Source organism: Nocardia sp. NPDC004582, assembly GCF_053602115.1.
This window is the reverse complement of the sequence record NZ_JBSGCY010000037.1, coordinates 1-14306: the sequence shown is the minus strand read 5'-3', so window position 1 is coordinate 14306 and position 14306 is coordinate 1. Positions and strand designations below refer to the sequence as shown.

Sequence of the window (14306 nt, the reverse complement as noted above, 5' to 3'; positions counted from 1 at the left end):
GAATGCAATTGCAGATGTCAACCCACTGACATCCAGATGCCCTATCCGGGTCCATCCGCCGTTAACTGGTGAGATACTACAACTCGTGTCCGCCGGTGACGATCGACCTGTCTGGGCTGTCCGAATGCGTGCCGAACGTGATGCTCGGGGGTGGTCACAAGCAGATGCGGTGCGCGCCATGCGCGCCAAGTCGAGCCACAATCTCCCCACCGACAGCACACTGTTACGTAACTGGCGGCGTTGGGAATCCGGGGAATCGCGGCCCGACGATTTCTACGCTCCGATCATCGCGGCCTCTTTCGACACTGTGACGGCGGCGTTCTTCCCCAAGACCCGGCCCAATCGGGACGACGAGATACTCTCGGCAACCGGACTGGACACCCTGGAATTCATTGGGCGGCTACGAATGTCCGATGTGTCGGCTTCCACGCTGGACGCCATCCGCATCACCGCCGACCGCCTCTGCTCGGACTACCCGTGCGCCGATCCGCACGAACTGCACGCCGAGGGCACCGCCTGGCTGCGCCGCATCACCTCGCTGCTGGACGGCAGACTCACACTGGCCCAACATCGCGAGGTCCTGGTGCTGGCCGGTTGGGTCGCCCTGCTGGTCGGCTGCGTCGACTACGACCTGGGCTGGCGCACCGCCGCCGAGGCCACCCGCCGCGCGGCGCTGTCGCTGGGCCAGGAGGCCGACCACGCCGAAATCATCGGCTGGGGAGCGGAAATGGCCGCGTGGTTCGCCCTCACCCAGGCCAACTACCGGGGCGCCATCGACGCCGCCGAGGCCGCGCACGCCACCACCGGCCGCCTGGGCGTCGGCGTCCAGCTGGCCGCCCAGCGCGCCAAGGCCTGGGCCCGGCTGGGCGACCGCCGCGAGGTGGAAAAGGCGCTCACCCAGGGTCGTTCGATCCTCGAGGCGATCGAGCACCCGGCCAATCTGGAGAACCATTTCGTGGTGGATCCGCAGAAGTTCGACTTCTACGCCATGGACTGCTGCCGGGTCGCCGGCGACGACCGGCTCGCGGAAACCTATGCCCGCCAGGTGATCGCGACCTCCACCCGCCCCGACGGCAGCGTCCGCAAGCCCATGCGGGTGTCCGAGGCGCATCTGACCCTGGCCGTGGTCGCGGTGCGCGACAGCGATCTGGAGCTCGCCATCGACGAGGGCATGCGCGCCTTCGCGGGCAAGCGGCGCTCGCTGCCCTCGCTCATGTGGATCGCGGGCGAGGCGGCCCGGGAGATGACCGAACGCTTCCCCGGAGATCCGCGCACCAGAACCTATCTCGACCAGCTGCGCTCGCTCGCGGGCTGACCGCGCCCGCCCCGGCCGCGTTCCACGGCGGCTGTCGCGGGGCCTGGGTACGCTCCAGCGCATGGACTTCAGTCTGTGGACCTGCGCTGCCCGAGGGCACGAGACCTATGCCCCCACCGAGCCCGAGCTCGCGGCACGTCTGCACGTCCCCACCCCGGCGGGCGAATCCTGGCGCTGCCTGCGCTGCGGTGATTTCGTACCCGGCGAGCCGCGCCGCAGCGGCCCCGCCGACGACGCGCCGGAGGTGCCGCGCGGACATCTGCTGCGCGACCGCATCATCATGCGGCTGCTGGCGGCCGAGCGGGTCGGCCGCGCGCTGGTGCTGATCCTGCTCGGCGCGGGCGTGCTGAAGCTGCGCGGTTCGCGCGAGCACTGGAAGGCCAGCTGGGACAAGGATCTTCCGCTCATCCGCCAGCTGGCCGACCAGATCGGTTTCAACCCCGACCATTCCAAGATCATCCGAGGGATCGACACGGCGTTCACGCTCTCGCCGACGGTCCTGGCCTGGGTCGCGGTCGCGTTGTTCGCCTACGCCACCATCCAGCTCATCGAGGCGGTGGGCCTGTGGCTGGTCAAGCGCTGGGGCGAGTACTTCGCGGTGGTGGCCACCAGCCTGTTCCTGCCGCTCGAGGTGTACGAGTTGACCGAGAAGGTCACCTTCCTGCGGGTGGCCGCGCTGGTGGTGAACCTGGCCGCGGTGATCTGGCTGCTGTGGAGCAAGTCCCTGTTCGGGCTCAACGGCGGCGCGGCCAAGTACTACGCCGAGCATCACTCCGAGAGTCTGATGACCGTCGAACGCGCCGCTGTCGCAGCCGAATCCGACCCGTCCGCCGCGCGGGCCGGTGCCGGGCAGGAGTCCTGATCAGGCGGGCAGGCCCAGCCCCTTGGCCAGTACCGGCCACGACTTCAGCAGCTCGTCGCGGAACACGCCCCAGGAGTGGGTGCCGTTCGGCGGCAGGTCCACGGTGGCCGGAATGCCCAGTTCGGTGAGCTTGGCGGCGAGGTTGCGGGTGCAGTAGCCGGTGGCGGCCTCGATGGTGCCGTCGTAGATCAGGTGCGCCGCCAAGCCGAGCGCGCCCGGGTAGATGACGTACTGGCCGTCGATCACGTCGTACGGCCCGGGCAGGCCGTTGCCCGCGGACAGGTAGAGCTCCATGCCGCGCAGCCGATCGGCGTGCAGGTACGGGTCGTTGTCCGCCCACATCGGGTCGTCGGACGGGCCGTACATATTGTCGGCGTTGCCGCCCGCACTGGTGATGACGATGCGCGCGAACGCCTGTCCGACCGGATCACTGGTCTGCACGCACCCGCTGTAGGTGGCCGCGGCCCGGAACAGACCCGGCTTGGCCAGAGCCAGATTCAGCGCCGGGGTGGCCGACATCGACACCGCCGCAATGGCATTGCGGCCGGTGGTGCGCAGGCCCGCGTCGATCAGCGGGGGCAGTTCCGCGGTGAAGAACGTCTTCCACTTGTTGAGGCCCAGCTGCGGATCCGGTGCGCGCCAGTCGGTGTAGTAGCTGGCGAGGCCGCCGGTGGGGACCACGACATTGATGTCCTGGGCGCCGAGGAAGTCGAACACCTCCGGCACCTGGGTCTTCCAGTTCCGCACGCCGTAGCCGGCGTCGGTGCCGTTGAACAGGTACAGGGTGGGCCGCGGGCCTGCGGTGCCGGCGGGGTGCAGCACGTCCAGGTGCACCGTCTTGTCCATGGCCGCCGAGTACACCTCGACCGAGAGGTTGCGGTCGTCGACGATCTCGACGCTGACCACCTTCGACGCGTCGACGGTGGCCGCGACGGTCAGCCGCGCGGCCGTCTCGGCGATGCCGTCACCGGCAGCGTCCGGTTCGGCGCCGGCCGTACCCGGCACGGCCGCGGCGAGCACCAGACATCCGACGACCACCGCGTTCCGCAGTCGATTCCGCACAGCCGCTCCCATTCTCGTCGAACAGTGAGAGCGACTCTGCCACATCCACCCCCGCGATCAGGGTGTGACGATGTTGAAGTTGGGGTCGGGCTTGTCCATCACGTCCTGGAGCTGCCTCAGCTTGGCCGGATCGCCGGTGGCCTTGATCGCGCCGGAGGCGACTTCCTTCACGAAGTCCTTGCCGCGCGTCATCACGGCGATGAGTTCGAGGCGCGGCAGGGTGAAGGTGGCGTCGGCGGCCGGGCCCCGGAAGTCCGGCGGCAGCACGTAGTGGATGAGCACGCCGTTGCGCAGCTCGGTGCGGTAGGTCCTGTTCTCCTCCGGGATCACCCAGTCGTTGATCAGGTGCAGGTCCCAGGCCTTGGGCCCGTTGATCTGGAAGGCCGCGGCGTCGAAGACCTGGTCCACGCTCAGCGCGCTGATCATGGACGCCGAGTTGGCCTTGGTCGGGGTGCCGAAGTTGCCGTTGCGCAGTTCGTAGGCGCCGGAGAGGAAGAAGTTGCGCCAGGTGCCGTTCTCGGAGCCGTAGCCGAGTTGTTCGAAGGCGCTGGCCTGCAACATCTTCGCCTGCTCGTGGTCCGGATCGGCGAAGATCAGATAGTTGAGTACCTGCACGCACCAGCGGTAGTCGCCGTCGGAGTAGGCCTTGCGGGCCACCTTCAGCACGCCGCCGGCGCCGCCCATGGCGTCGACGTGCCGCTTGCCCGATTCGACCGGCGGGTGTTCCCACAGGTGCGCGGGATTGCCGTCGAACCAGCCCATGTAGCGCTGGTACACGGCTTTCACGTCGTGGCTGACCGACCCGTAATAGCCGTGGTTGTACCACTTCCGCTCGATGGCGGGCGGCATCTGGAGCTGCTCGGCGATCTCGAGGCCGGTGTAGCCCTGGTTGAGCATGCGCAGGGTCTGGTCGTGCAGGTAGGCGTAGGTATCGCGTTGCAGCGACAGCCATTCGGTGAGTTGGTCCGCACCCCAGGTGGGCCAATGGTGCGAGGCGAAGGCGACATCGGAGACGCCCGCGAACATGGTGATGGTCTCGGTCAGGTACTGCGACCACACGTGCGCGTCACGGACCAGCGCGCCGCGCAGGGTGAGCAGATTGTGCAGGGTGTGGGTGGCGTTCTCGGCCATGCACATGGCCCGGAAGTCCGGGAAGTGGAAGTTCATCTCCGAGGGCGCCTCGGTGCCGGGCGTGATCTGGAAGACCATGCGCACCCCGTCGACGGTCTCCTCCTGCCCGGTGCGGGTGATGTCGCGGTTGGGCGGGATGAGGCTCACGGTGCCGGTGGAGGTGGTCATGCCCAGGCCCGCGCCGACCTGCCCTTTGTCCCCGCGCGGTAGTGCCGCGCCGTACATGTAGGCCGAACGGCGGGCCATGGCGGTGCCCGCGAAGATGTTCTCGGCGACGGCGTGTTCGGTGAAGCCCTGCGGGGCGAGCACCGGAATCCGGCCCGAGGCAGCGTCTTCGGCGGTGATGACGCCCGCCGCGCCGCCGAAGTGGTCGACGTGGGAGTGGGTGTAGATCATGCCCGTCACCGGCTTGCGCCCGCGATGGGCGAAGTACAGTTCCATGCCCGCCTTGGCGGTCTCGGTCGAGATCAGCGGGTCGATGACGATGACGCCGGTGCCGCCCTCGATGATCGTCATGTTCGACAGGTCCAGGCCGCGGATCTGGTAGATGCCCGGAACCACTTCGTAGAGGCCCTGTTTCACCACCAGCTGCGACTGCCGCCACAGCGACGGGTGCACCGAGTTGGGACAGCTGCCCTGCAGGAAACCGTAGGAATCGTTGTCCCAGATGACATTGCCCTTGGCGTCCTTGACCTGATCGGGTTCCAGCTTGGCGATGAAACCCTTGTCGGTGTCGGCGAAGTCCTGGGTGTCGGAGAACGGCAGCGTGGACCGCACCGCGGATTGCTGGTCGGTGATGTGGCCGCTGGGGTCGACCGGATCCTTGGACGCCTTCTCCGCGGCGGACCCGTTGTCGGCGTTGCTACCGCAGCCGGTCACGGCCGCGCCGACCCCGACCGCCGCGAGGGCCGCCGCGCCCACCCCGAATACCCCGCGCCGGGACACCGTGAATCGGCCCTGCGTGGGGTTGTTCTCGTGATCCGTGCGCGTGTCGTCGGTCATCGGCGCTCCTGTCTCCGGCTGGCTGAGGTGGGCGGCAGAATCGTTAGCTGAAAATTCGCCAACTCTCCGGCCCCATCTCACACTACCTCGCTATTGCAGCCACACTGCAATAACATGGCCGTGTGACCTCTCCCATACGCCGGGACCTGCGCGTCAGGGTTGCGGCCCGATGTGATCGGATTCCTGCCATGAGCGAGGGCAAAGCCGGCAGCCCGCGGCGACGGCGCAATCCGCCGCAGACCCGCAAGGCCATCATCGAGGGCTTGCTGTCGGCGGTGCACGAGGGCGAGCTCGACCCCACCACCCGCGATATCGCCGAACGGGCCGGGGTGTCGGAGCGCAGCATCTTCGTGCACTTCCCTTCGCGCACCGCGCTGCTCACCGCCGCGGTGGACCAGCAGTCCGAACAGGTCGAGGCGCTCATCGCCGAGATCGACCCGGCCCAACCGCTGGACCAGCGCATCGACGCGGTGGTGCGCCAGGGCGAGGCGATCTTCCGGCTGCAGCGCGAGCCGCGCGTGCTGGGCCTGGTCGAATCATTGCGCTCCCCCGCGGTGGACGAGCGGATGCGGCTCACCGACAAGCGGATTCGCGAGGCGCTGGCCCGCGGCTTCGCCCCCGAGCTGAGCGGCGACTCCGGCGAACAGTTGCTCGACCTGCTCGACGCCACCGTCGGCTGGCCCTACCGCCACCATCTGATCGACCGCCGCGGGCGGTCGGCGCGAGCCGCGTCCGAGGCGGTCCGCCGCGCCCTCACCACCCTGCTCACTCCCGCGAACTGAACCGACCGCCCGGATCACGCGGCGGTCGAACGGATTCCGGCCTGTGCCCGAGAGGTATCGAGCCCGCCCGTTAGGTGGTAGCGGGAGGTGCGCCGGGGACGAAGAACGCGATGAACAGCGCCACCACGCACACGGCCAGGACCACCGCCGTGGCCATGGCGATGGCGCGCGGCCCGTGTGCTCGATGCCCGTGGTGCAGGGAGTTGTTGCGCGCGAAGCTGATCCCCGCGAGAAACAGCAGCCCGGCCGCCGCCAGCGCGGGCCCGATGGCCGCCGGATGCCAGCCGCTGGCGGCTGCGTGATTCACGAACAGCGCCGACGTGCCCATGGCGGCGATGGCGGTGCGCCGCCAGGCCAGCGCGGTGCGCTCCGAGTAGAAGGTGGGCGCCTCGGTCATGTCCACACCGTCGCGACGGCCGCGAAGATCGACACGACGGCGATGCCGCCCGCCAGGATCGGCACCAGCAGCGTGTTCCCCAGCGCGTCGCCGCGGGTCATGCGGGCCTGCACGTCCCGCCAGTGCGTGTACGCGCCGACCGCGAGCGTGACCGCCAGCACGATGCAGCTCAGCGAGAGCGCGCGCCGGATTCCGGCGTGGTGGAACGGCTGCACCAGGGTGTGCACCGCGACGCCGGCGGCGAGCAGTCCGAGCGAGGTGCGGATCCACGCGAGGTAGGTGCGCTCGTTGGCGAGGGTGAAGCGGTAGTCGAGCGGCTGTTCCGCCTCATTCGCCTGCCGGCCCTGGTCTTCCACCCTCACCACCTGTCCGATAGCGCTGTCGCGGCACGCGAGCCCGCTGCCGACCCGATCATGACACGAGTCGGCCCGAAACCGGCGACGGCGCAACCGCCGGCATTCGCCCGCGATTCGGTGCCGTGACGCGTCGAGATCCCGTACGCCCCCGGTTTACCTGCCGAACAACGGATTTCACGGCGGCGTCGGAGCGCTATTTCAGCAGCCGCTGTTCGTTGGCGACGGCGACCGCCGCGGCCCGGGTGTCGACGCCGAGCTTGTCGTAGATGCGGCCCAGGTGGGTCTTCACCGTCGCCTCGCTGACGTGCAGGGCGCGCGCGATCTCGCGATTGCCCAGGCCCTGGGAGAGCTGGGCGAGGATGTCGAGTTCGCGGGCGGTCAGCGCGGGCTGGGGATTGCGCATGCGGTTGAGGACGCGGTCGGCGATCGGCGGGGAGAGCGCGGTGCGGCCCTGGGCGGCGGCGTGGATGGCGGCGAAGAGTTCTTCGGGGCGTTCGGCTTTGAGCAGGTAGCCGGTCGCGCCCGCGGCGATGGCGCGGGTGATGTCGGCGTCGGTGTCGAAGGTGGTGAGAACCAGGATGTAGGGGGCGGGCCGCACGGTGGTGGTGATGCGGCGGGTGGCCTCGATGCCATCCATGTCGCCGCCGAGCTGCAGGTCCATCAGGACGACATCGGGGTGCAGGCGTTCGGCGAGGGCCACCGCCTCGGGTCCGCTGCCCGCCTCGCCGACCACCTCGATGTCGGGGGCACTGCCCAGCAGGGCGCGCAGGCCCGCCCGGACCACCGCGTGGTCGTCGCAGAGCACCAGGCGGACAGGGGTTTTCGCGTCGGTCACGGCCGCTCCAAAGGGACTTCGGCGGAGACGACGGTGCCGTCCCCGGGGGCGGATTCGACGGTGAGGACACCGCCGAGCTGGCGCAGGCGGGCGCGCATGGCGGGCAGGCCGTGGCCGCGGTCGGCGGCGGTGGTCAGCGTCGCCGGGTCGAAACCCGTTCCGTCGTCGGCGATGTCGAGGACCAGGCGGTCCCCCAGATCGGTGAGGGTGATGGTGACGGTGTTCGCCTCGGCGTGCTCGCGCGCGTTGGCCAGCGCGCCCTGGGCGATCCGCAGCAGCGCGGCCTCCACCCCCGCGGGCAGACCCGCCGCCGCGCCCTCCACGTGCACGCGCACGGTGAGGGTGTCGCCGCCCTCCCGCCGCGCCATCGCCGCCAATGCCGCGACCAGGGAGCCGCCCGCCGCGAGGTCGGTCGGCGCGAGGTCGTGGACGAAGCGGCGGGCCTCGGCCAGATTGTGTTCGGCCACCCCGGCCGCACCGCGCACGTGCTCCCGGGCCGCGCCCGGATCGCTGTCCCAGATCCGGTCGGCGGCCTGCAGCAGCATGCGCTGACTCGACAGGCCTTGCGCGAGGGTGTCGTGGATCTCCATGGCCAGGCGCTGGCGTTCGGCGAGGGTGCCCTCGCGGCGTTCGGTGGCGGCCAGTTCGCGGCGGGTGGCGCGCAGGTCGTCGATGAGCGCGGCCTGGCGTTCGGTGGTGCGCAGCAGGCCCAGGAACAGCGCGGTGCTCAGGGCGGCGACCGCGGGCGGGGCCAGCAGCAGGTTCGGGTCGATCCAGCCGGCGAGCTTCAACTGCGCCCACACCACGAACGCGGTGAGCCCGGCGACCAGGGCCAGCGCCACCCGCACCGGCAGGATCCGCAGCCCGGTGTAGAGCAGCGGGACCGCGCACCACGCGAAACTCGGTGCGAGCACGACCAGTACCGCCCAGCCCGACACCAGCAGCGCGAACCACACCAGCCGTTCGGAGGCGCGCAGCTCGCTCACCACGTAGAGCACCGCCAGCGCCAGCGAGAGCCCGATCACCCACGGCATGCGCGGACTCTCGGGATGCCGCAGCAGGAATCGCAGCAGTGACGCCGCGAGCAGGACGTAGAAGGCGCTGTGCACGATGGTGCCCAGCAGCCGGGCATCGTCACGGGACGACGGCATGCGAACACCTCCTCGGCGATAGCGGCGGCAAACACCCTCATTCTGCCGTGCGCGCATCGCCGTCCGGGTCATCCGATCGGTTGACAAGGGGTTCGGCCGGACCGCGCGCCGAATCCCAGCCACTGCGCCGATGTGCCGGGCCGATTCCGGCAGCACGCTGGAATACGAACCGAGCGAACAGCTTTCATCGCGATCCCAGGAGGATGTCATGACCCCCGAGCAGCCCTCGAACCCCACCCGCAAGCGCCTGATCATCGGCGGCGCGGTCGCGGCCGTCGCGGCGGCCGGGGTGATCGGCGTGGTGTCGGTGAACGCCCAGGATCCCGATCCGGGCGCCAAGACCCCGGTCGCGGCCGATGTGGCCAACGGCAACCTGGCCCAGAGCACCCACCTGACCATCGCCGCCGCGACCAAGGCCGCGCAGGCCGCCCTCGACGCCGCGGTCAAGGAGAACCAGCACGTGACGGTCGCGGTGGTGGACCGCGACGGCAATACCGTGGTCACCCTGCGCGGCGACGGCGCGGGCCCGCAGTCCTACACCTCCGCCCAGCAGAAGGCGTTCACCGCGGTGTCGTGGAACGCCCCGACCTCGGTGCTGGCCAAGCGCCTCGACGGCGCGCCGCACCTGGCCGATATCGACGGCACCCTGTTCCTGGGCGGCGGCGCGCCGGTCACCGCCAAGGGCGGCGCTCCGATCGCGGGCATCGGGGTCGCGGGCGCGCCGAGCGGCGATCTGGACGAGAAGTTCGCGCAGGCGGGCGTCGCGGCACTGGGCAACTGACCGCCCGGCGCACCGGCGTCACCGCGACCATGAGCGGCGGAACCGGTCACCCCGGCCGGATCGGGCGCGCCGACACTCGGCACGATTCCGAACCGGTCGGCAGGGGGTACTAACCTTCTCCCGGTGACCGAGTCCGCTGACGGATTGCTGCCCGACCCGAGTGGGGTCGGGTCCGAGGAGATTCCGAGCGCGGAACGGCGGGGCGACGCCGGTCGGCTGCGCTTGTTCTCCTTCGCCACGGCCGAGAAGCGGGCCGACTACCTGTGGGTTCTGCGGGCCTTCGATACCGCCCGGGCCGCCTACGTGGTGCTGCTGCACGCCTCCGACGTGGCCGACACGCTCGAACGTTGCCCGGGCGCGCCCGCTCTCACCGCGACCGAGGTCGGGCCGCTGCTCGAACAGCTGCACCAGTGGGGTGTGCTGGAACGCAGTTACGACGGCACCCGCGCGGCCACCCTGGCCGAGTACCGCAACCGGCACTTCGTCTACCAGTTCTCCCAAGCCGGCTACCAGGCCTTCCGCGCGGTGTCCGATGTGCTCGAGGCGCGGCTCGACGAGGCCGCGCTCTCGCGGCTGGTGCTGCCGGAACTGCTCGCGGATCTGCACACCCTGGCCGAGGCCAACAAGAGCGCCGACGCCCCGCGCGTCTACCGGGTGCTGAACCGGCTGGACCGGGCACTCACCGATCTGGCCGAACGCGCGGCGCACTTCTATCTGACCCTGGGCGATCTGGTCCGCACCACCGAGGCCACCCCCGAGGCGTTCCTCGCGCACAAGGACGCGCTGCTGGCGCACATGCGTGAATTCTCCATGGACCTGGCGCGTTTCGCGCCCCGGCTGGCCACCGCCATCCGCGAGGTCGAGGACACCGGCGTCGAGGACCTCATCGAACGCGCGGCCCGCTGCGACGAGCGGGTGCTGCTGAACGCCGAAGAGCGCCAGGCCGATTGGCGGGCCCGCTGGCAGGGCCTGCGCGGCTGGTTCATCGGCGACGACGAGGGCGGGCTCACCGAATGCGAGCGGCTGCGCGAGGCCACCATGAGCGCCATCGCCGCGGTGCTGTCGCTGCTGCGGCGGGTGACCGAGACCCGCAAGGGCGGTGTCAGCCGCGAATCCGCGCTGCGGCACCTGGCGGGCTGGTTCACCGCTGCCCCCAGCGCCGACGCCGCGCACGCCCTCTACGACGCGGTCTTCGGTCTGGGACGGCCGCGGCACCTGGCCATGCAGCATCCTGACGCCGATGTGATCCCGGCCATCCGATCCTGGTGGGACGCACCGCCATTGGAGATCGCCCGCACCCTCGCCGAGACCGGGCGCCCGCCCACGCCGGGCGCGCCCGCGCGGCTGCAACGCAATGACGCCGGCATCCGGCGGCTGCGCCAGGCTCAGCTCGACGCCCAGCGCGCCCGCGCCGAGGCCGCCCGCTCGCTGGCCACCGCCGACCTCTACGACCGCGAACTCGACGAGGGCGAGACCGAGGTCCTGCTGAAGCTGCTCGACGCCGCCTCCACCGCGTGGGTGCCGGTGAGCGGGCGAGTGCCCGGCACCTCCGGTTCCGACAACGGCGTCACCCTCACCGTGTCCGAGCACCAGGGGTCCACGCTGGTCCGCACCGCCAAGGGCGTGCTGCACCTCAACAACCGGCGACTGGAGGTACATGAGACGGCCGCCCTGCGGACACGCAAACCGAATGCGGCACAGCAAGATCAGGACGCTTCGTCCCCGCGATCGCACGCCACGGGCGATGCGCACGCCACCGGTCCCGCCGTCGCGCCCACCGCCGCCGCGCCGAAGTCCTCCGAGGCCGTGACGCCGACGGGCGGGATCGACGCGGGTCGCGCCGACACCGACCGGGAGGCCCGCTGATGCACGCGCGCACCATCGATTCACTCGCCCTGGACAGCTATCAGCGGGCCGCGCGGGTGATCCTGGCCAATCACCTGGTGACCCGCACCTACCCGGATCGCATCGCGCTGCCGCTGCTCCGGCGGTGGGCGACCGAGCTGCGCGAGGATCTGGCCGAGTTGTTCGGCTACCGCCTCGAGGTCACCGAGACCACCGCGCGCCTGTTCCCGGTCCTGGACGAGCTCGACGCGGGCCGCCCCGCCCGCACCACCGGGGACCGCGTCTTCGACCGCCGCCGCTACGCGTATCTGGCGCTGGCGCTGGCCGCGCTGGGCCGCGCCGGGGATCAGATCACCTTGTCGGAGTTGGCCGATCAGGTGGCCGCCTACACCGAACGGGTGGACGGTCTCGAGCTCGCGCCCGACCGCGCCGCCGATCGCGACGCCTTCGTCGACGCGGTGGGCTGGCTGGCGGCGCGTGGCGCGGTCACCCTCGCCGACGGCGACGCGGGCGGCTGGGCCAGTGATCCCGAGGCCGGTGAGGCGCTCTACGACATCGACCGGTCCATCGTGTTCGCCCTGTTCCGGCCGCCGCGCGCGCTGCAGCACCTGCAGAGCGTGACCGGGCTGCTGTCGGAGGCGGCGGGCGGCGCGGCCGAAACCCGTTCCCCCGCAGCGGCCGCCGCGGCCCGCAAGGTGCGCCGGGCACTGGTCGAGAAGCCGGTGGCCTACGCCGACGAACTCGACGAACCCGAACGCTCGCTGCTGGCGCAGGAGAAACTCGTCACCGAGGTCGAGTACCTGACCGGGCTGCGGGCCGAGCGGCGCGCGGAAGGCGTTGCGCTGATCGACAGTTCGGGCCGGCTCTCCGATGTGCGGTTCCCGGGCACCGGCACCCTGGCCCAGGTGGCGCTGCTGCTGGCGGGTGAGATCGCGGACCTGGTCCTCGACATCGACAATCCGGTCGAGCGCAGGCCGCGCCCGCAGCGCCCGTACACCGATCTGGTGGAACAGCTCGACAGCGCGATCCCCGTCACCACCGTCTTCGCGCCGCTGGCCGATCCCCTGGATGTCTTCGGCGCCCAGGAGGATTCGGACGAGCCCGCCGCGGAGCCCGAGATCCCGGACTTCCCGTTCCTGGAATCGTCGTGGATCCGCGACACCGTGAAGATGCTGACCGACCGCTACGGCAATACCTTCGCCGCGCAGTGGCAGGCCGATGTCGCGGGCCTCACCGGCGAGGTGGTGTCGCTGCTGGAACGGCTACGCCTGGTGGAGCTGGTCGACGGCGGGCTGCTCATCCTGCCCGCGCTGGCCCGCTACCGGGGCGCGATCGTGACCATCCGCACCCGCGCGGAGTCCGAATTGTTCCTCTCCCCCACCGAACTCGGCGCCGACGACGCGCCGTCCGACAGCACAGCGAAGGGATCCGGGAACTGATGGCCGACCACATTCACGGTGGAGTGCGCTTCGTCCCGACCCGGGCGGGCATCATCAACCTCTGGGACTACCGCGACCAGGAATTCTGCTTCGCCGACGGCCGCCTGGTGCTGCGTGGCCCCAACGGCTCCGGCAAGACCAAGGCCCTCGAGGTGCTGTTCCCGTTCGTGCTGGACGGCCGCATCGAGCCGCGCCGGCTCAACCCGTTCGCGGGCGAGGAACGCACCATGAAGTCGAACCTGCTCTACCGCAAGCAGGAATCGGCGTACTCGTATGTGTGGATGGAGTTCGCGCGCGGCGCCTGGGACTCCCCCGAGACTGTCACCATCGGTATCGGCATGCGCGCCACCCGCTCCAACGACAAGGTGACCCGCTGGTACTTCGTCGCCGACGGCCGGGTCGGCGTGGACTTCTCGCTGCTGGGTCCCGACGACCGGCCGCTGACCCGCAAGCAGCTGGCCGAGCAGATCGGCTCCGATGCCATCGTGGACCGGCCGGTCGAGTACCGGGCGGCCATCGACGCCCGCATGTTCGGGCTCGGGCAGCAGCGCTACGACCAGCTCATCAATCTGATCCTGACGCTGCGCCGCCCGCAGCTGGCCAAGAACCTGGACCCGCGCGGACTCTCGCAGGCGCTCACCGACGGCCTGCGCCCGCTCGACGAACAGCTGATCCTCGATGCCGCCCGCTCCTTCAGCGATATGGAGGAGGTCGGGCGCACCCTCGAGGGTCTGGTCCAGGCCGACACCGCGACCCGCGATTTCGTCACCGTCTACCGGAAATACCTGGCCGTACAGGCGAAGACGGACGTCGACCAGGTGCGGGCGCGCCTGGACACGGTCACCCACGCCGGCACCGCCCTGCACGCCGCGGCCGCCCTGCGCACCCGCCGCGACACCGAACGCGCCGCCGCCGAGACCCGCGCCGAGGACGCCGACCGCGCCTACGAACAGGCCCTGGCCGACCGCGAGACCCTGCAGCGCTCCAGCGCCTACGAGGGCAAACAGCAGCTCGACGACCTCGCCGACGCGGTGCGCCGGCTGGAGACCTCCGCGGCCGTGCACCACGACAAGGCGCTGAAATCGCGTCAGACCGTGGACCAGCGGCTCGAGGAAGCCGAGCGCGCGCAGGCCGCGGTCGCCCATGCCGCCTCCGCGCTCGCGCGCGGCGAGGACGAATTGCGTTCGGTCGCAGAGGAAGCCGGTATCGCCTGGGCCGCGCTGCCGGAATCCGCGCGCGGCGACCAGCTCACCACCACGGTCCGCTCGCACGCCGAGGAACGCGACGGTGACGTGCGCGCGGTCCGGCGGGCGCTCACCCTGGTCGACCAGGCCGGCGCCGAACGCAC

12 protein-coding genes and 1 pseudogene are annotated in these 14306 nt (G+C 70.7%); 7 read left to right on the top strand and 6 right to left on the bottom strand.

The features are described 5' to 3' along the window. The first annotated feature begins 178 nt into the window (after positions 1-178). Both ACWELJ_RS13505 and ACWELJ_RS13500 read left to right on the top strand, forming a co-directional pair. Positions 179-1315: an XRE family transcriptional regulator gene (locus ACWELJ_RS13505; protein ID WP_452366479.1), complete on the top strand. Its 1137-nt coding sequence runs from the start codon at positions 179-181 to the stop codon at positions 1313-1315. Positions 1316-1376: 61 nt separating this feature from the next. After that, positions 1377-2177 (top strand): DUF2127 domain-containing protein, encoded by an 801-nt coding sequence (locus ACWELJ_RS13500; RefSeq protein ID WP_452366449.1) that lies wholly within the window; start codon positions 1377-1379, stop codon positions 2175-2177. Here the strand turns inward: ACWELJ_RS13500 and ACWELJ_RS13495 are convergent, their stop codons facing one another. Further along, positions 2178-3239: an alpha/beta hydrolase gene (locus ACWELJ_RS13495; protein WP_452366448.1), complete on the bottom strand. Its 1062-nt coding sequence runs from the start codon at positions 3237-3239 to the stop codon at positions 2178-2180. 57 nt (positions 3240-3296) lie between these two features. Beyond that, positions 3297-5372: an alkyl/aryl-sulfatase gene (locus ACWELJ_RS13490; RefSeq protein ID WP_452366447.1), complete on the bottom strand. Its 2076-nt coding sequence runs from the start codon at positions 5370-5372 to the stop codon at positions 3297-3299. Positions 5373-5560: 188 nt separating this feature from the next. On the opposite strand from ACWELJ_RS13490, the gene ACWELJ_RS13485 reads away from it, so the two are divergent. Next, the gene (locus tag ACWELJ_RS13485; RefSeq protein ID WP_452366446.1) at positions 5561-6154 is read left to right on the top strand and encodes a TetR/AcrR family transcriptional regulator; all 594 of its coding nucleotides are present in this window, start codon (positions 5561-5563) and stop codon (positions 6152-6154) included. Positions 6155-6224: 70 nt separating this feature from the next. Here ACWELJ_RS13485 and ACWELJ_RS13480 read toward each other — a convergent pair whose 3' ends face one another. From ACWELJ_RS13480 to ACWELJ_RS13465, 4 genes are all read right to left on the bottom strand, one after another. Beyond that, the gene (locus ACWELJ_RS13480) at positions 6225-6551 is read right to left on the bottom strand and encodes a DUF202 domain-containing protein (protein ID WP_452366445.1); all 327 of its coding nucleotides are present in this window, start codon (positions 6549-6551) and stop codon (positions 6225-6227) included. Next, positions 6548-6913: a YidH family protein gene (locus ACWELJ_RS13475; protein ID WP_452366444.1), complete on the bottom strand. Its 366-nt coding sequence runs from the start codon at positions 6911-6913 to the stop codon at positions 6548-6550. The genes ACWELJ_RS13480 and ACWELJ_RS13475 overlap by 4 nt, the downstream gene beginning before the upstream one ends. Positions 6914-7100: 187 nt before the next feature. Then, entirely contained in the window at positions 7101-7742 is a 642-nt protein-coding gene (locus ACWELJ_RS13470; protein ID WP_452366443.1) for a response regulator, read from the bottom strand. Continuing rightward, on the bottom strand, positions 7739-8893 hold the full coding sequence (locus tag ACWELJ_RS13465) for a histidine kinase (RefSeq protein WP_452366442.1): 1155 nt from the start codon (positions 8891-8893) through the stop codon (positions 7739-7741). Before ACWELJ_RS13465 ends, ACWELJ_RS13470 begins: the two co-directional genes overlap by 4 nt. Before the next feature lie 208 nt (positions 8894-9101). Between ACWELJ_RS13465 and ACWELJ_RS13460 the strand changes: the two genes are divergently transcribed. The 4 genes and pseudogenes from ACWELJ_RS13460 to ACWELJ_RS13445 form a co-directional block, all read left to right on the top strand. Continuing rightward, positions 9102-9674, top strand: coding sequence for a GlcG/HbpS family heme-binding protein (locus ACWELJ_RS13460; protein WP_452366441.1), 573 nt, complete (start codon positions 9102-9104; stop codon positions 9672-9674). Positions 9675-9854: 180 nt separating this feature from the next. After that, entirely contained in the window at positions 9855-11540 is a 1686-nt protein-coding gene (locus ACWELJ_RS13455) for a TIGR02677 family protein (protein ID WP_452366478.1), read from the top strand. Beyond that, the gene (locus ACWELJ_RS13450; RefSeq protein WP_452366440.1) at positions 11540-12958 is read left to right on the top strand and encodes a TIGR02678 family protein; all 1419 of its coding nucleotides are present in this window, start codon (positions 11540-11542) and stop codon (positions 12956-12958) included. The genes ACWELJ_RS13455 and ACWELJ_RS13450 overlap by 1 nt, the downstream gene beginning before the upstream one ends. Further along, a pseudogene (locus ACWELJ_RS13445) lies at positions 12958-14306 on the top strand (endonuclease); the annotation flags it as partial. The gene ACWELJ_RS13450 and the pseudogene ACWELJ_RS13445, both read left to right, overlap by 1 nt.